Raw genomic sequence first — 17,377 nt, 5'->3', positions numbered from 1 at the left:
AAGGATGAGGCTATGGTTCAAGTTCGCAAACTGGTGTTAGCAATAGCGGCCGCCTCGGCGCTGTCCTCCGGTATGGCGCATGCGCTCGGGCTCGGGGAATTGACCCTGAAGTCGTCGCTGAACCAGCCGCTGGTGGCGGAAATCGAATTGCTCGACGTCAAGGAACTCACGGCCGCCGAATTGGTGCCGAGCCTGGCGTCGCCCGAAGATTTCGCCAAGGCCGGTGTCGACCGTCAGGCATTCCTCAATGACCTGAGCTTCACCCCGGTGCTCAACGCCAGTGGCAAAAGCATCTTGCGCGTGACCTCCAGCAAGCCGCTGTCCGAACCGATGGTGAAATTCCTGGTTCAGGTGATGTGGCCCAACGGTCGCCTGCTGCGCGATTACAGCGTGCTGCTCGATCCGTCCAAATTCTCGCCGCAAACCGCTGAAGCGGCTGCGCAGCCGGCACCGACTCAGACTGTCGCTGCACCGGTGACCGGCGCTACCAAGCCGACCCAATACACCACCACGCCGCGCGATACCCTCTGGGAAATCGCTGCGAAGGCGCGTAATGGCGGCTCGGTTCAGCAAACCATGCTGGCCATCCAGGCGCTGAACCCGGATGCCTTCATCAACGGCAACATCAACCTGCTGAAAACCGGTCAGGTGCTGCGCCTGCCGGATCAGACGCAAGTCGCCAGCGTGCCGCAACCCAAAGCCATTGCCGAAGTCGCTGCGCAGAACACTGCGTGGCGTCAGGGGCGTCGCTATGTGGCGAAGCCTGGAGCAGGGCAGCAGCAACTTGACGCGACCAAGCGCCCTCGCGCTGAAGGCGCTCCAGTGCAGCCTGCCAAGGACAAACTGAGCCTGGTGTCTGCCGAGTCCGGCAAGGCCGGTGGCAAAGGTGCTGCAGGTGATGCGAAGGCCTTGAGCAACAAACTGGCCCTGGCCCAGGAAAGCCTCGACACGACCCGTCGTGACAATGCTGAACTGAAAAGCCGCATGACCGATCTGCAAAGTCAGCTGGACAAGCTGCAACGCCTGATCGAGCTGAAGAACAATCAACTGGCCAAGATGCAGGCAGAAGGTGCTGCGGGTGCGCCGGCTGCTGCTGTCGCGGCGGCCCCGGCGATCTCGGCCGAATTGACGCCGAGCCCTGCACCCGCAACGCCAGCCCCGTTGGCGGCCGCTCCTGAGGCCGCGCCAGCTCCGGCTGAAACGCCTGTCGAGCCAGCGCCGGCCGCGTCTGACGATCAAAAATTCAATGACCTGCTGACCAATCCGGTGCTGCTGGGTCTGGTCGGCGGCGGGGCAGTGGTTCTGCTGCTGTTGCTGCTGTTGCTGGCCCGTCGCCGCAAAGCCCAGCAGGAAGCCGAGAAACACCTGCGGATGGCCCGTGCCTTGTCCGAGGAGCAGGATTTCTCCGCTGATCTGGATTTGCCTGAAAGCAGCTTCGAAGGTCTGGAAGTGCCACAGCCAAGCGTGAAACTCGCGACCGCGCCAGCTCCTGCACCCGCGCCAACCCCGGCCCCTGCTCCGGTCATTGAGCCAGTGGTGGTCATGCCGCCGATTGCCGCGCCACTGGTCGCGCCTGCTGCTGAACGTGATGACGACGTGCTGGCCAAGGCGCAGTCGCACATGGCCGCCGGTCGCCTGAACCAGGCGGCTGCGTTGCTGGAAGAGGGCATCAAACAAGAGCCTCAGCGCAGTGACCTGCGTCTGAAGCTGATGGAAGTCTACGGTCAGCAGGGCGACCGCGATGCGTTCGTGGCCCAGGAGCGTCAGCTCGTGGCCAACGGCGAAAACTTCGCCCGTGTCGAAGAGCTGAAAAGCCGCTTCCCGGCCATGGCGGTCGTCGTGGCGGGTGGTCTGGCTGCTGCGGCCGTCGCTGCCGAACTGGACGCCGAATACGTCAAAGAGCTGTTGATGGACGAGTCCGAAGAGCCGGCGCCGGCACTGGCCGATGACGACTTCGACAGCGCGTTTGATCTGAGTCTGGATGATCTGGAAAACGTCGTTCCTGTGGTGGCTGCGCCTGAGCCGACGCCTGAGCCGGAACCAGAGGCTTTGGCCGAGCTGGATGAATTCCCGCTGGACGACGACCTGAGCTTTGAGTCGGTGTTGCAGCAACAGACTGAAATCAAGGAAAACCTCGACGACCTGTCGGACTTCGATCTGGACATGGACCTCGGTGCCGATCCGTCGCCAGGGATCCTCGATGAAGACGATTTCCTGTTGAGCCTGGATGACGACGTCAAGGACTTGCCTGCCGTGGAAGTGCCAGCCGCCGCTCCTGAGGTCGCGCTGGATGATCTGGAGCTGCCGGCAGATTTCGATCTGTCGCTGGCCGATGAAATGGACGCTCCGGATGCATTCGCCGCTGAGCTGGATGACGTCAACGCCGAGCTGGATCGTCTGTCGCAGAGCATCGGCGAGCCGACCTTCACTGCCGAAGATGCATTGGCTTCCGCAGCTGACGAACCGGAATTCGATTTCCTCTCCGGCACCGACGAAGTCGCCACCAAGCTCGATCTGGCCCAGGCCTACATCGACATGGGCGACGCCGACGGCGCGCGGGACATCCTCAATGAGGTGGTCAGCGAAGGTGACGCGGGTCAGAAGAGCGAAGCCAAGGAAATGCTTTCGCGTCTGGCTTGAATGACCGGTAAGGCATAAACAAAACGGCAGCCCATTGAGGCTGCCGTTTTTGTTTTAACAATGGTGCGATGGTGTCTGTTGAGGTGTCTTCGCGGGCAAGCCTCGCTCCTACAGGATTCCACAACTCCTGTAGGAGCGAGGCTTGCCCGCGAAGCTTTTTGGCTCAGGCCAGCAAATCCTCATAAAACGCACCAAACGGCCGGGTAGGGTGGGCGATCTGGATTTCCAGAATCCATAACCCCACATTCGGACATTCCTCGAAATTCCCCAGATCCCCGGCACGATAAATCGCATGGGGGAAATCACTGACCCGGTGCCCCTTGATTTCCAGGTTCAGCTTCCAGCCCATCGCCGTCGCCTGTTCGTCGGCATAGCGATACAGCTCAGGACCGGCCACCTGCTGTGTACGCCAGTAATCGTGAACCTGATCGAACAAAGTCTTCGCGGCCGTCGCGCAGGCCTTCATCTCGGAATCGTCACCGACGATGAACGTTGCGCCGGAGTCGCCTTCATGGCGATCCCAGACCACGCCGAGGTCGATAAAGAAAATGTCGTTCTCGGCCAGTACCGGATCGCCTTCGGAGCGTTGCTTGAAGGTTTTCAGGGTGTTTTCGCCAAAGCGGATCTTTGACGGGTGCCAGATGCGGTCCATTCCCAGTTCGTTTAATACCTCAAGGCTCATGGCCAGCGCCTCGGATTCACGCATGCCGGGTTTGATGCGTCGGGCCATTTCGTCGATCGCTTCCCACGTCTTGCGTTTGGCGTGCAGCATGCCTTCCAGGCTGTACGCCAAGCCGACGGCTTCTTTGAGAGGTGCATTCATCATCAGGTCTCGGTGGTGTTCTGTTTTTTTTCGTTGTGTAGTTATCTATATAGCGAAGTCTGTGTGGACACTGCAACGGCACAAACGACACACGCCTCTGGCGTCCCGGTCCGGCGGCCTTATAATGCCCGCCTTTGCGTAGATCAGCAGGCTGTCACTCCTTGGCAAATATAGATAACCCGGCCGCCGAAATGGCGGCCGACGGCTTTTTCCGCATCGCGTTGGGCGTTGAATACAAAGGCTCGCGCTATCGCGGCTGGCAGCGTCAGGCCTCCGGCGTGCTCACAGTGCAGGAAACCCTGGAAAACGCCTTGTCCAAAGTTGCCGACTCACCCGTGTCGCTGCTGTGCGCCGGGCGCACGGACGCCGGCGTGCATGCCTGCGGGCAGGTGGTGCATTTCGACACACAGGTCGAGCGGTCGATGAAAGCCTGGGTCATGGGCGCCAACATCAACTTGCCCCACGACGTCAGCGTCAGTTGGGCCAAGGTCATGCCGGCGCATTTCCATGCGCGGTTCAAGGCCATCGCCCGGCGCTATCGCTACGTGATCTACAACGATCAGATCCGCCCGGCGCACCTGAACGAAGAAATTACCTGGAATCACCGTCCGCTCGACGTCGAGCGCATGGCCGAGGCTGCGCAATACCTGGTCGGCACCCACGACTTCAGCGCTTTTCGCGCCGGCCAGTGCCAGGCCAAATCGCCAGTCAAGGAGCTGCATCACCTGCGCGTCACGCGTCACGGCAAGATGATCGTGCTGGATATCCGCGCCAGCGCCTTCCTGCACCACATGGTGCGTAACATTGCCGGTGTATTGATGACCATCGGCGCCGGTGAGCGTCCGGTGGAGTGGATGAAGGAAGTGCTGGAGAGCCGCATTCGCCGTTCCGGCGGGGTAACGGCGCATCCATTCGGCCTGTATCTGGTACAGGTCGAGTACCGCGACGAGTTCGAATTGCCTGAACGTTACATTGGCCCACACTTCCTGACCGGTTTCACCGAACTTGACGGCTGACGCCCTCGAACGCATTTGTTACCATCCGGGACTTTCTCGGATTTACCCTGAGGTTTTATCGACATGTCAGCCGTTCGCAGCAAGATTTGCGGGATTACCCGCATAGAAGATGCGTTGGCAGCGGTCGAGGCCGGGGCTGATGCCATCGGGTTTGTGTTTTACGCCAAGAGCCCGCGGGCTGTGACGTTCCAGCAAGCGCGCGACATCATCAAGGCGCTGCCGCCGTTCGTGACGACCGTGGGTTTGTTCGTCAACGCCAGCCGTTGCGAGTTGGGAGAGTTGCTCGACGCCGTGCCGCTGGACCTGTTGCAGTTCCATGGCGACGAAACCGCTGCCGACTGTGAAGGCTGGCATCGACCGTACATCAAGGCGCTGCGGGTCAAGGCCGGCGACGATATCGCGGCGGCATGCAATGCGTTTCCAAGTGCCAGCGGTATCCTGCTCGACGCCTACGTTGAAGGTGTACCTGGCGGAACCGGCGAGGCGTTCGACTGGACTCTGATACCGCAAGGCTTGAGCAAGCCGATCATCCTGGCGGGCGGTTTGACGCCGGACAACGTCGCCGAAGCGATTGCCCGGGTTCGGCCTTACGCGGTGGACGTCAGTGGGGGAGTAGAGGCGAGCAAGGGCATCAAGGATCACGCAAAGATTCAGGCATTCATTAACGCGGTACGCAGCAGCAAGTAGTTGATGTGACGGCTGGCAGACTGCCGCCGTCCCAAAATGCACTGCGCTGCACAAAGCAGGCACGGCTGAGGATTGATGGGTTGTACGCAGGTCACGCTTCACTGACCCGGCCACCCACCGATCATCGCCACACACATGAATTTAGCTCAAGGGCATACGCGGGGCTGCGAACCAGAGCGTTCGGGCCGCCGGTACTGGAGAAAGAAAGCATGAGCAACTGGTTAGTAGACAAACTGATCCCTTCGATCATGCGTTCCGAGGTCAAGAAGAGCTCGGTGCCTGAAGGTCTGTGGCACAAATGCCCGTCTTGCGAGGCTGTGCTGTATCGTCCGGAGCTGGAAAAGACCCTGGATGTTTGCCCGAAGTGCAACCACCACATGCGTATCGGCGCCCGCGCCCGTATCGACATCTTCCTCGACGCCGAAGGCCGCAGCGAGCTGGGTGCGGACCTGGAGCCAGTCGACCGTCTGAAATTCCGCGACGGCAAGAAGTACAAGGACCGCCTGACCGCTGCGCAAAAGCAGACCGGCGAAAAAGACGCACTGATCTCCATGAGCGGCACCCTGCTGGGCATGCCGGTGGTGGTTTCGGCCTTCGAATTCTCCTTCATGGGCGGTTCCATGGGTGCGATCGTCGGTGAGCGCTTCGTACGCGCCGCCAACTACGCCCTGGAAAACAAATGCCCGATGATCTGCTTCGCCGCTTCCGGTGGTGCGCGGATGCAGGAAGCCCTGATTTCCCTGATGCAAATGGCCAAGACCTCTGCGGTACTGGCGCGTCTGCGTGAAGAAGGCATTCCGTTCATCTCCGTGCTGACCGATCCGGTCTACGGCGGCGTCTCCGCCAGCCTGGCGATGCTTGGTGACGTGATCGTCGGCGAGCCGAAAGCCCTGATCGGCTTCGCCGGTCCACGCGTGATCGAGCAAACCGTTCGCGAAAAACTGCCGGAAGGCTTCCAGCGCAGCGAATTCCTGCTGGAGCACGGTGCGATCGACATGATTATTCACCGTCAGGAACTGCGTCCACGCCTGGGTAACCTGCTGGCGCAACTGACCGGCAAGCCGACGCCGAAATTCGTCGCCGCGCCAATCGAGCCGATCGTCGTTCCGCCGGTGCCTGCAAACATATGACCCAACGCACCCTTGGCGAGTGGCTCGCCTACCTTGAGCAGTTGCACCCTTCGGCCATCGACATGGGCCTTGAGCGCTCGCAACAGGTAGCGTCCCGCATGGGGCTGGGCAAGCCGGCGCCTCGGGTGATCACGGTCACCGGCACCAACGGCAAGGGTTCCACCTGCGCATTCGTGGCTTCATTGCTGCGAGCGCAGGGTCTGAAGGTTGGTGTCTACAATTCTCCGCACCTGCTGCGTTACAACGAGCGGGTGCAGGTCAACGGCGTCGAAGCGACGGATGCCGAGCTGTGCGAGGCCTTTGCTGCAGTAGAGGCGGGGCGTGGCGAAACTTCCCTGACTTACTTCGAAATGGGCACCCTGGCGGCGTTCTGGCTGTTTCAACGGTCAGCGCTGGATGCCGTGGTGCTGGAAGTCGGTCTGGGCGGGCGACTGGACACGGTCAACGTGGTGGATGCCGACATGGCGCTGGTGACCAGCATCGGCGTGGATCACGCGGATTATCTGGGCGACACCCGTGAGTCAGTGGCCTATGAAAAGGCCGGCATCTTCCGCCAGGGCGCGCCTGCGCTCTGTGGCGACCTGAATCCTCCTCAACCTCTGCTGGACAAGGCGCGCGAGCTCGCTTGCCCGTTTTTCCTGCGGGGGCGCGATTTTGACCTTGGTGTCACCGATCACAACTGGCAATGGCGCGGTCTTGACGCTCAAGGGCGTGTAGTCGAGTTGCATGATCTGCCGTTGCTCGAACTGCCGATGGAAAACGCCGCGCTGGCGTTGCAGGCGTATCTGTTGCTTGGTTTGCCCTGGGTCGATGCGCAGATTATTGATGCGCTGAAAGCCACGCGGGTGGTCGGTCGCCTCGACCGCCGCCAGTTCGACTGGCAGGGCAAGCGTCTGAACCTGTTGCTGGATGTGGGGCATAACCCTCACGCCGCCGAATACCTGGCCCGTCGTTTGGCGAGCCGACCGCCGGCCGGCAAGCGTCTGGCGGTGTTTGGATTGCTGGCGGACAAGGATCTGGATGGTGTTGTCGGCGAATTGAATGCTAGTGTCCAGCACTGGGCTGTTGCGCCGCTGGATTCGCCGCGGGCGCGACCGGTCGCCGATTTGCACGGGGTGTTGCACAACCTCGGTGCTTCAGTCGCGTCCTATGACAGCGTGGCCGCCGCCCTGGAAGGGCAGTGCGCGCTGGCGACGAGCGACGACGAAATTCTGTTGTTCGGATCATTTTATTGTGTTGCCGAGGCCCTTGAATGGCTGGCCCGGCGCTCCACGGAGGAAGCGGCAAATGGCATTGCTGGATAAGGCTTACAAACAGCGCATGGTCGGCGCCCTGGTGCTGGTGGCGCTGGCGGTGATTTTCCTGCCGATGCTGTTTTCCCGTCAGGATGAGCAGCGTCAGGTAACGGTCGAAGCGCCAGCCGCCCCGCAAGCGCCTTCGGTGCCGCAGGTGCAGGTTGAGCCGGTGGCGGTGCCTGAGCCGCAAGTCTTGCCGCAGGAGCCTGTGCCGAGTGATGACGACATCGCGCAGCAGGAAGAACCCGTAATGCCGATCGCGCCGACTGCACCCGTCGCGCCTGCGCCTGCCGCAAAACCGGTAACGCCGTCTCCGGCACCGGCTCCGGTCAACAAACCGACGACTGCGCCGAGCCAGCCGATTACCGCCGCACCGGGTAAACCGGATACTACTCAAAGCCGCGTCGACGCCAATGGCCTGTCGATCAGCTGGTCGGTGCAACTGGCCAGCCTGTCGAGCCGTGCCAGCGCAGAAAACCTGCAGAAAACCCTGCGCAGCCAAGGCTACAACGCCTACATTCGCACGGCTGACGGCAAGAATCGGGTGTTCGTAGGGCCGCTGATCGAGCGTGCGGAAGCCGATCGTCTGCGCGACTTATTGAACCGCCAGCAGAACCTCAAGGGTTTTGTGGTGCGCTTCCAGCCTGAGCGCGGTTGAAAACTATCGACCCGATTTGAAATGCACTGACAATCGCAGCTTACCGATAAGCATGGGCTCTGCTAAAATGCGCCGCCTTATCCGTCTGTAGGCTGCACTGTGCCATTTACCTGGGTTGACTGGGCGATCGTTGCAATCGTCGCCATCTCCGCATTGATCAGTCTGAGCCGCGGCTTCGTCAAAGAAGCATTATCGCTGGTGACCTGGATCATCGCAGGAGTCGTCGCCTGGATGTTCGGTGGTGCATTGTCCGAATACCTCGCCGGATACATCGAAACGCCATCGGCACGTGTGATCACGGGCTGCGCAATTATGTTTGTCGCCACGCTGATCGTAGGCGCAATGATCAATTATCTTATCGGCGAATTGGTTCGCGTCACCGGGTTGTCCGGGACCGATCGATTCCTCGGCATGGCCTTCGGCGCCGCGCGTGGCGTGTTGTTGGTGGTCGTGGCGGTCGGGCTGTTGAGCCTGGGGCCGGTACAGCAGGACGGGTGGTGGCAACAGTCGCAACTCGTGCCAAAATTTCTATTGGTCGCAGACTGGTCCAAAAACCTGATTCTCGGGTGGAGCAGTCAGTGGCTTGCCAGCGGTATCAGCGTACCCGCTGAAATACCGTTCAAGGAGCACCTCTTGCCGACGGCCAAAACGCCTCAGTGAGTTGTGTTCAGTTCAGATCCATTAAGTAGGGGTTGCGTCGCATGTGTGGCATCGTCGGTATCGTCGGTAAGTCGAACGTCAATCAGGCGCTGTATGACGCGCTAACCGTCCTCCAGCACCGCGGCCAGGACGCTGCCGGTATCGTGACCAGCCATGATGGCCGGTTATTCCTGCGCAAGGACAATGGCCTGGTGCGTGACGTGTTCCATCAGCGTCACATGCAGCGTCTGGTCGGTCACATGGGCATTGGCCATGTGCGTTACCCGACCGCGGGCAGCTCGACCTCGGCCGAAGCTCAACCGTTCTACGTCAACTCGCCTTACGGCATCACCCTGGCGCACAACGGTAACCTGACCAACGTTGAACAGCTGGCCAAGGAGATTTACGAATCTGACCTGCGCCACGTCAACACCAATTCCGATTCGGAAGTGCTGCTCAACGTGTTCGCACACGAGCTGGCCCAGCGTGGCAAGTTGCAGCCAACCGAAGAAGACGTGTTCGCTGCCGTCACTGACGTGCACAACCGTTGCGTCGGTGGTTACGCCGTCGTGGCGATGGTGACCGGTTACGGCATCGTCGGTTTCCGCGACCCGCACGGCATCCGCCCGATCGTTTTCGGTCAGCGTCACACCGACGAAGGCGTCGAGTACATGATCGCCTCCGAAAGCGTGTCCCTGGACGTGCTCGGTTTCACCCTGATTCGCGACCTGGCACCGGGTGAAGCGGTCTACATCACTGAAGACGGCAAGCTGCACACCCGTCAGTGCGCGACCAACCCGTCCCTGACTCCGTGCATCTTCGAACACGTCTACCTGGCGCGTCCGGACTCGATCATCGACGGTGTCTCGGTTTATAAAGCCCGTCTGCGCATGGGTGAGAAGCTCGCCGAGAAGATCCTGCGCGAGCGTCCGGATCACGACATCGACGTGGTTATCCCTATTCCGGACACCAGCCGTACCGCTGCGCTGGAGCTGGCGAACCACCTGGGCGTCAAGTTCCGCGAAGGCTTCGTGAAGAACCGCTATATCGGCCGGACCTTCATCATGCCGGGCCAGGCTGCACGGAAAAAATCCGTACGCCAGAAGCTCAACGCCATCGAACTGGAATTCCGCGGCAAGAACGTGATGCTGGTGGATGACTCGATCGTTCGCGGCACTACTTGCAAGCAAATCATCCAGATGGCCCGCGAAGCTGGCGCCAAAAACGTCTACTTCTGCTCTGCGGCACCGGCCGTTCGTTACCCGAACGTCTACGGCATCGACATGCCGAGCGCCCACGAGCTGATCGCCCATAACCGTTCGACCCAGGACGTCGCGGATCTGATCGGCGCAGACTGGCTGATCTATCAGGACTTGCCTGACTTGATCGAAGCGGTCGGTGGCGGCAAGATCAAGATCGACAAGTTCGATTGCGCGGTGTTCGACGGCCAGTACGTGACCGGCGACGTCGACGAGGCTTACCTGAACAAGATCGAGCAGGCACGTAACGATGCCTCCAAGGTCAAGACGCAGGCAGTCAGCGCGATCATTGATCTGTACAACAACTGAGTAAACGCGCGGCCTGTAGGAGCGAGGCTTGCCCGCGAAGCTTTTGGTGTTCCCAAAGGCCCCTTCGCGGGCAAGCCATGCTCCTACAGGCCGTTTTTGTATCTATTAGCGAGTAGGGCAAGGAGTGACAGCATGAGTCAGGATTGGGATGCCGGTCGGCTGGACAGCGACCTCGAAGGCGTAGCGTTCGATACCCTGGCCGTACGCGCCGGTCAGCACCGCACGCCGGAAGGCGAACACGGTGATCCGATGTTCTTCACTTCCAGCTATGTATTCCGTACCGCCGCCGACGCGGCCGCACGTTTTGCCGGGGAAGTGCCGGGCAACGTTTACTCGCGTTACACCAATCCTACCGTGCGCGCGTTCGAAGAGCGCATTGCCGCCCTGGAAAGCGCTGAGCAAGCCGTGGCCACCGCCACCGGCATGGCCGCGATCATGGCGGTGGTGATGAGTCTGTGCAGCGCCGGCGATCATGTGCTGGTCTCGCGCAGCGTGTTCGGTTCGACCATCAGCCTGTTCGAGAAGTACTTCAAGCGCTTCGGCATCGAAGTCGATTACGTGCCTCTGGCGGATCTGTCCGGCTGGGACGCGGCAATCAAGGCCAACACCAAATTGCTGTTCGTCGAGTCGCCGTCCAATCCGCTGGCCGAGCTGGTGGATATCGCCGAACTGTCGAAAATCGCTCACGCCAAAGGCGCGATGCTGGTGGTCGACAACTGCTTCTGCACGCCTGCGCTGCAGCAGCCGCTGAAGATGGGCGCGGACATCGTCGTGCACTCGGCGACCAAGTTCATCGACGGTCAGGGCCGTTGCATGGGCGGCGTAGTGGCCGGTCGCAGCGAGCAGATGAAAGAAGTGGTCGGTTTCCTGCGTACCGCTGGGCCAACCCTGAGCCCGTTCAACGCGTGGATCTTCCTCAAAGGCCTCGAAACCCTGAACCTGCGCATGAAGGCGCACTGCGCCAATGCCCAACAACTGGCCGAGTGGCTGGAGCAGCAGGACGGTATCGAGAAAGTCCATTACGCCGGCCTGAAAAGCCATCCGCAACACGCGTTGGCACAGCGTCAGCAGAAAGGTTTCGGTGCCGTGGTGAGTTTCGAGGTCAAGGGCGGAAAAGAGGGCGCGTGGCGCTTTATCGATGCAACCCGATTGATTTCGATCACCGCCAACCTTGGCGACAGCAAGACCACCATCACCCACCCGAGCACCACCTCCCACGGCCGTCTGGCGCCGCAAGAGCGTGAAGCCGCGGGCATTCGTGACAGCCTGATCCGCATTGCGGTCGGTCTGGAAGACGTGGCCGACCTGCAGGCTGATCTGGCGCGCGGGTTGGCTGCCTTGTGATCGAGTTGTCCACATCGTCCGCTTCCAATGGTCGCGTTGCGCTGGTCACCGGTGCTGCGCGAGGCATTGGTCTGGGGATTGCGGCCTGGCTGATCAGCGAAGGCTGGCAGGTGGTGCTGACGGACCTGGATCGGGTGCGCGGTTCGAAGGTGGCGAAGGTGCTGGGCGACAACGCCTGGTTCATCGCCATGGACGTCTCGAACGAAGGGCAGGTGGCGTTGGGTGTCGCCGAAGTGCTGGGGCAGTTCGGGCGTCTGGATGCGCTGGTGTGCAACGCGGCAGTGGCCGATCCGCACAACATCACCCTGGAAAGCCTCGATCTGGCGTACTGGAATCGGGTGCTGGCGGTAAACCTCAGTGGGCCGATGCTGCTGGCCAAGCACTGTGCGCCGTACCTGCGTGCTCACAGCGGTGCGATCGTCAACCTGGCCTCGACCCGCGCCGGGCAGTCGGAACCCGACACGGAGGCCTATGCGGCGAGCAAGGGCGGTCTGCTGGCCTTGACTCACGCTTTGGCAATCAGCCTCGGGCCGGAAATTCGCGTCAACGCCGTCAGCCCTGGCTGGATCGATGCGCGAGACCCTGGGGTGCGGCGTGCCGAACCCCTCACCGAAGCCGACCATGCGCAGCATCCGGCGGGCCGGGTAGGGACGGTCGAGGACGTGGCGGCGATGGTTGCCTGGTTGCTGTCGAAGAATGCGGGTTTCGTCACGGGCCAGGAGTTTGTGGTCGATGGCGGCATGACCAAGAAGATGATTTACAGCGAGTAGGGTGAGCTGTCTTCAATATTGATTTTGGATGTACCGCCGCCTTCGCGAGCAAGCCCGCTCCCACATTTCAATGCATTCCCCTGTGGGAGCGGGCTTGCTCGCGAAGGCGGCCTGCCTGTTGCCTGCACCCTGAATGACACAATTCTTTCTTTTTCAGAAAAACTTCAATCCTGCTATTGACTTAGCTTCGTTAGGTGCGTAAATTTCGCGGCCTCAGAGAAGCAAAGGGTGATTAGCTCAGCTGGGAGAGCGTCTGCCTTACAAGCAGAATGTCGGCGGTTCGATCCCGTCATCACCCACCACTTCTTGAGACTCTTGCGAAAGCAGGAGGGAAGCTGAAAAGCCTCCACCGACGCGCAGCGGTAGTTCAGTCGGTTAGAATACCGGCCTGTCACGCCGGGGGTCGCGGGTTCGAGTCCCGTCCGCTGCGCCATATTTTCCGAGTCAGGTTTATCCCTGATTTGAGATTGAAAGAGAGATTGAAAAGTCTCGCAGCTTCAATCAGACGAGTTAGGACGCAAGTCCAAAGCGATACGCAGCGGTAGTTCAGTCGGTTAGAATACCGGCCTGTCACGCCGGGGGTCGCGGGTTCGAGTCCCGTCCGCTGCGCCATATCTGCCTCAAGGCCCACTGAACGCCTTGGAGCTACGAAGAAGCCTCTGGTGATCTTCGAGTCGATAGCAAAGACCCTGGTCGAAAGACCGGGGTTTTTTGTGTCTGAAATTTGGCTTTTATGCCACTTCACGCTTACCCATATGACCTTTCTGCGCGTCCGTTGCATAAAGGACTTCCTTCGTAGCTCTGACATTAATTAGAATCACTCTCATTTACGATAACTCCTTGGCACAGGGCTTCTTGAGATGAGTGATGCAGCGATGCCGAAGGAGCAAACCCTCCACGACCTGTACCGCGACCACCGTGGCTGGCTGGAAGGCTGGTTGAGAAGGCGCATGGGCAACGGCTGTGATGCGGCGGATTTGAGCCAGGATACGTTCCTGCGTGTGCTCGCCAGCTCTCAGCGCATCGCTGACTTGCAAGAGCCTCGTGCCTATCTGCTGACCGTCGGCAAACGCCTGCTGAGCAACTTCTACCAGCGTCGCAGCCTTGAGCAAGCCTATCTGGCTACGTTGGCGTCGATGCCTGAAGACTGTGCGCCATCACCCGAACAGCGTTGGTTGCTGCTGGAAACCCTGCAAGCACTGGATGAGCTGCTCGACGGACTGCCAAGGGCGGTGCGCCGGGCGTTTCTCTGGAGTCAGCTCGAAGGCTTGAACTACCAGCAAATCGCCGAGCGCCTGCGGGTGTCGGAGCGCACGATCAAACGTTACATGGCGCAAGCCTACGAGCATTGTCTGTTGGTGGAACTGTGAACAGTCAGTCTTCCTCCGATCCCCGTCAGGCTGTTCGGGCTGCCGCGCAATGGCTTGCGTTGCTCGAATCTGGCGGCGCCAATGAGCAGGATCGTGCGAATTTGCAGCGTTGGCGCGACACCTGCGCCAGTCACGAGCAGGCTTGGCAGAAGGCCCAGGCCTTGCGTCAGCGTTTCGCCGATCTGCCGTCGGCGCTGGCGCTGAGCAGTCTGGACCGTCCTGATCCTGGCCGACGCGCAGTGCTGAAGCGCGCATTGGGCGCTGTGGCGTTGGTGCCGACGGCCTGGCTGATCAGTCGACAATTGCCTCTGGACGTCTGGCGTGCCGACCTGCACACCGCCACAGGCGAGCGCAAAACGGTGCAGCTCGCCGATGGCAGCTCCTTGCAACTCAACACCGCCAGCGCCGTCGATGTGGATGTGCAGAACCGCCGCGTGAAGTTGATCGAGGGCGAACTGTCGCTGAAGGTGCCGGGCATTGCGCCGCTGACGATCCAGACGAAGTTCGGCAACGTTATCCTCAGTCAGAGCGAAGTCTGCGTACGCCAGGAGGCGCGCGGCTGTCGGGTGTCGGTGTTCAACGGTAGCGTGCAGTTGCGGCCCCTGCATGGGCCGGCACTGGCATTGCGCGAAGGGCAGCAGGTCAGCCTTGAAGCGGCGGGTGTCGGCGCGATCACGCCATTCGATGCACTTGCGCCGGGTTGGCGTGAAGGCGTGCTGATGGCGAAGAACCAGCCGCTGGGGGATTTCCTGCGCGAACTCGGCACTTACCGACCGGGTGTTTTGCGCTGGGAGGCTGAACTGGAAAGCCTGCGTGTCACCGGCAGTTTCCGTCTCGACGACACGGATCGCGTCCTCGCGCTGCTTGCGGCCAGTCTGCCGCTGGAGGTGCATTCCCGAACCCGCTACTGGGTCACGTTGCTGCCGCGCAAAAATAGTGTGTAAAGCCTGTCCCCTTTTTTCGACTCGCTTGTCATTCAAGGCATGTGAACGAATCAAGAGAGCAAATTCAATGCCTGTACCTTGTTATCCGCGTCTGCGTCCGTTGTTGCACCTGAGTCTGCTGCTTGGCCTGAGTGCCAGTCCATTGTTCATAACCGCAAGCTGGGCCGAAGAGAGTGCTCGACGCAATTATCAGGTGCCTGCCGGCAGCCTGAGTGATGCGCTGACCCGTTTCGCCGGGCTGTCCGGGGTCAATCTCTCGGTTGATCCGGCGCTGGTCAGCGGTCGCAACAGCAGCGGCCTGTCTGGCGAGTACGCGGTCGAGGAGGGCTTTGCGCGACTGTTGCAGGGTTCCGGTCTGCAGTTGCAAGCGGTCGGCGAGCAGGCGTACATCCTGACCCCGGCGCCAGAAGGCAGCAGCTTGCAACTGGCCCCGACCTCGATTCTCGGTGCCACCGGCGGAGCGGATGGCGAGGTGTATGCCGGCGGTCAGGTTGCGCGTCGCGGTTCGCAAGGTTTGCTCGGCTCGAAAGACTTCATGGAAACGCCGTTCAGCATGACCACCTACACCAGCGAGGCGGTCAAGAACTTGCAGGCGCGCACCCTGGGCGAGCTGATCGCCAGCGATCCTTCCGTTCGCGCCACCAACCCGGCCGGTGGGCGCTATGAGCAATTCACCATTCGCGGGTTCAGTCTGTTCAACAGTGATGTCGCCTACAACGGCCTCTACGGCGTTTTGCCGACCTATACGATCGACATGGAGATGGCCGATCGCGTCGACATTCTCAAAGGCCCGAGCCAGCTCATCAACGGCATCTCGCCGCGAGGTGCCGTGGGTGGCGGGATCAACGTGGTGCCCAAACGCGCGACCGACAAGCCGATCACTTCGTTTACCGGCAACTACGCGTCCGACAGCCAGACCGGCGGTGCCGTGGATATCGGCAGGCGCTTTGGTGAAGACAACAAGTTCGGCATTCGTTTCAACGGCGTAAAACAGTCCGGCGACACCGAATGGGATCACCAGAATGTCGACCGCGAGATGGCCGTGCTGGGCCTGGATTTTCGCGGTGAGCGCCTGCGACTCTCGACCGACCTGGGGCGCACCGAACGCGATACCGACGCCCCGCAGGAGCGCGTGCAAGTTGGCGCCGCCGCACAGGTTCCGCATGCCAGCGATGTCCGCCACAACTATGCGCAGCCCTGGAGCAAGGCGAGTACCAACGACACGTTCGGCACGGTGAACGGCGAATTCGATGTCAGCGATAACGTGATGCTATACGGCGGTGTGGGTGCACGCGAAAGCAATCATGACTTCCTCCGTCATGCTGTTGCGGTCACCAACAACCGGGGCGACTTTAGCGTTCAACCTCGTGACTTCACCCGTGACGAAAGTGTCCGGACGGCTACTGCCGGGGTGCGCAACTGGTTTCACACCGGGCGCGTGAGCCACGAGGTCAACCTGGCTGCCAGTTATTTCTACATGGACTTCGAAAATGGCGGCGCCCGTTATGCCACGGCCAACAGCAACCTCTATAACCCGGTGGTAACACCGACACCTGTCAGGCCCACTCGACTCGATTCGAAGGTCTACACCGAGAATCGCTTCAGCGGTCTGGCGCTGTCCGACACGCTGGGGTTCTTCGATGATCGTGTGTTGCTGACCCTCGGCGCCCGCTGGCAGCGGGTGAAGGTTGACGACTGGGCGGACGATGTCAAAGGCGACACGGCCTACGATGAAGAAAAGGTTTCGCCGTCGGGCGGCATCCTGTTCAAGGCTACCGACAAGCTGTCGCTGTACGCCAACTACATGGAAGGCTTGAGCCAGGGCAAGATCGCGCCATCGACTTCAGTGAACGAGGACGAAATCTTCCCGCCGTTCATCAGCCGGCAGGTCGAGGTCGGCGCCAAGTATGACGCGGGTGCGTTCGCCGTGACCGCTGCGGTGTTCCGGATCAAGCAACCGGCCTATGAAACCAACGCCACGACCCGCGTCTTCGGCCCGAACGGCAAACGCCAAAACGAGGGTGTGGAGCTGAGCGTGTTCGGTGAGCCGCTCAAGGGTTTCCGCCTGCTCGGCGGCGTCATGTACATCGACAGCGAGTTGACTGATACCACCAACGGCACCTTCGACGGTAACCGCGCGCCGGCGACGCCGAAATATAACGTCAACCTCGGCGCCGAGTGGGATGTGCCGACCTTGCAGGGGCTGACCCTGACCAGTCGCGGCATCTATTCCAGCTCGCAGTATCTGGACCAGTCCAACGTCAAGGAAATCGATTCGTGGGAGCGCTTTGATGTAGGCGCCCGCTACGCGTTCAAGGTCGAGGAAAAGAACATCACCTTGCGCGCCAACATCGAGAACGTGGCGGGCAAGCGCTACTGGAGTTCGGCCGGTGCTTCGGATGACAGCGAGCCGGGATTGACGCTGTCGACGCCGCGCACGTACTTGCTTTCGGCGACTGTCGATTTCTGAATCGAACCTGTGGGAGCGAGACA

Annotated in this window: 14 protein-coding genes and 3 tRNA genes; 16 read left to right on the top strand and 1 reads right to left on the bottom strand. The window is 60.8% G+C overall.

From position 1 onward, the window contains the following. Positions 1-12: 12 nt before the first annotated feature. Entirely contained in the window at positions 13-2,640 is a 2,628-nt protein-coding gene (locus tag PMI32_RS17365) for a FimV/HubP family polar landmark protein (RefSeq protein WP_008028289.1), read from the top strand. A gap of 163 nt (positions 2,641-2,803) precedes the next feature. Here PMI32_RS17365 and PMI32_RS17370 read toward each other — a convergent pair whose 3' ends face one another. Further along, a complete protein-coding gene (locus PMI32_RS17370; RefSeq protein WP_032828723.1) occupies positions 2,804-3,463 on the bottom strand; it encodes a M24 family metallopeptidase in 660 nt (219 codons plus the stop codon). A 191-nt stretch (positions 3,464-3,654) separates the two neighbouring features. Between PMI32_RS17370 and truA the strand changes: the two genes are divergently transcribed. From truA to PMI32_RS17445, 15 genes are all read left to right on the top strand, one after another. Further along, complete coding sequence (gene truA / locus PMI32_RS17375; RefSeq protein ID WP_032828713.1) at positions 3,655-4,479, top strand: tRNA pseudouridine(38-40) synthase TruA; 825 nt, start codon at positions 3,655-3,657, stop codon at positions 4,477-4,479. Positions 4,480-4,542: 63 nt separating this feature from the next. After that, entirely contained in the window at positions 4,543-5,166 is a 624-nt protein-coding gene (locus PMI32_RS17380) for a phosphoribosylanthranilate isomerase (protein ID WP_008028284.1), read from the top strand. A gap of 209 nt (positions 5,167-5,375) precedes the next feature. Further along, entirely contained in the window at positions 5,376-6,296 is a 921-nt protein-coding gene (gene accD, locus PMI32_RS17385) for an acetyl-CoA carboxylase, carboxyltransferase subunit beta (protein WP_008028281.1), read from the top strand. Further along, on the top strand, positions 6,293-7,600 hold the full coding sequence (folC, locus tag PMI32_RS17390) for a bifunctional tetrahydrofolate synthase/dihydrofolate synthase (RefSeq protein ID WP_008028279.1): 1,308 nt from the start codon (positions 6,293-6,295) through the stop codon (positions 7,598-7,600). Before accD ends, folC begins: the two co-directional genes overlap by 4 nt. Continuing rightward, entirely contained in the window at positions 7,584-8,249 is a 666-nt protein-coding gene (locus PMI32_RS17395) for an SPOR domain-containing protein (protein WP_008028277.1), read from the top strand. The genes folC and PMI32_RS17395 overlap by 17 nt, the downstream gene beginning before the upstream one ends. Before the next feature lie 99 nt (positions 8,250-8,348). Further along, the gene (locus PMI32_RS17400; RefSeq protein WP_008028275.1) at positions 8,349-8,909 is read left to right on the top strand and encodes a CvpA family protein; all 561 of its coding nucleotides are present in this window, start codon (positions 8,349-8,351) and stop codon (positions 8,907-8,909) included. A 41-nt stretch (positions 8,910-8,950) separates the two neighbouring features. Continuing rightward, entirely contained in the window at positions 8,951-10,456 is a 1,506-nt protein-coding gene (gene purF, locus PMI32_RS17405) for an amidophosphoribosyltransferase (protein ID WP_007935163.1), read from the top strand. A gap of 132 nt (positions 10,457-10,588) precedes the next feature. Then, positions 10,589-11,800 carry an O-succinylhomoserine sulfhydrylase gene (locus tag PMI32_RS17410; RefSeq protein ID WP_008028272.1) on the top strand — a complete coding sequence of 404 codons (1,212 nt, stop codon included), beginning with the start codon at positions 10,589-10,591 and terminating at the stop codon, positions 11,798-11,800. Then, positions 11,797-12,570: an SDR family oxidoreductase gene (locus PMI32_RS17415; protein WP_008028269.1), complete on the top strand. Its 774-nt coding sequence runs from the start codon at positions 11,797-11,799 to the stop codon at positions 12,568-12,570. The genes PMI32_RS17410 and PMI32_RS17415 overlap by 4 nt, the downstream gene beginning before the upstream one ends. Before the next feature lie 226 nt (positions 12,571-12,796). After that, positions 12,797-12,872, top strand: a tRNA-Val gene (locus PMI32_RS17420). Positions 12,873-12,926: 54 nt separating this feature from the next. After that, a tRNA-Asp gene (locus PMI32_RS17425) sits at positions 12,927-13,003 on the top strand. Positions 13,004-13,105: 102 nt separating this feature from the next. Continuing rightward, positions 13,106-13,182, top strand: a tRNA-Asp gene (locus tag PMI32_RS17430). Positions 13,183-13,430: 248 nt separating this feature from the next. Beyond that, complete coding sequence (locus tag PMI32_RS17435; RefSeq protein ID WP_008028266.1) at positions 13,431-13,940, top strand: sigma-70 family RNA polymerase sigma factor; 510 nt, start codon at positions 13,431-13,433, stop codon at positions 13,938-13,940. Next, a complete protein-coding gene (locus PMI32_RS17440) occupies positions 13,937-14,884 on the top strand; it encodes a FecR domain-containing protein (RefSeq protein WP_008028264.1) in 948 nt (315 codons plus the stop codon). The genes PMI32_RS17435 and PMI32_RS17440 overlap by 4 nt, the downstream gene beginning before the upstream one ends. A 67-nt stretch (positions 14,885-14,951) precedes the next feature. Next, on the top strand, positions 14,952-17,354 hold the full coding sequence (locus PMI32_RS17445; protein ID WP_008028263.1) for a TonB-dependent receptor: 2,403 nt from the start codon (positions 14,952-14,954) through the stop codon (positions 17,352-17,354). Positions 17,355-17,377: the final 23 nt, after the last annotated feature.

It is taken from the genome of Pseudomonas sp. GM60, assembly GCF_000282415.1.
Classification (GTDB): domain Bacteria; phylum Pseudomonadota; class Gammaproteobacteria; order Pseudomonadales; family Pseudomonadaceae; genus Aquipseudomonas; species Aquipseudomonas migulae.
This window is presented reverse-complemented; position numbering and strand designations above follow the sequence as displayed.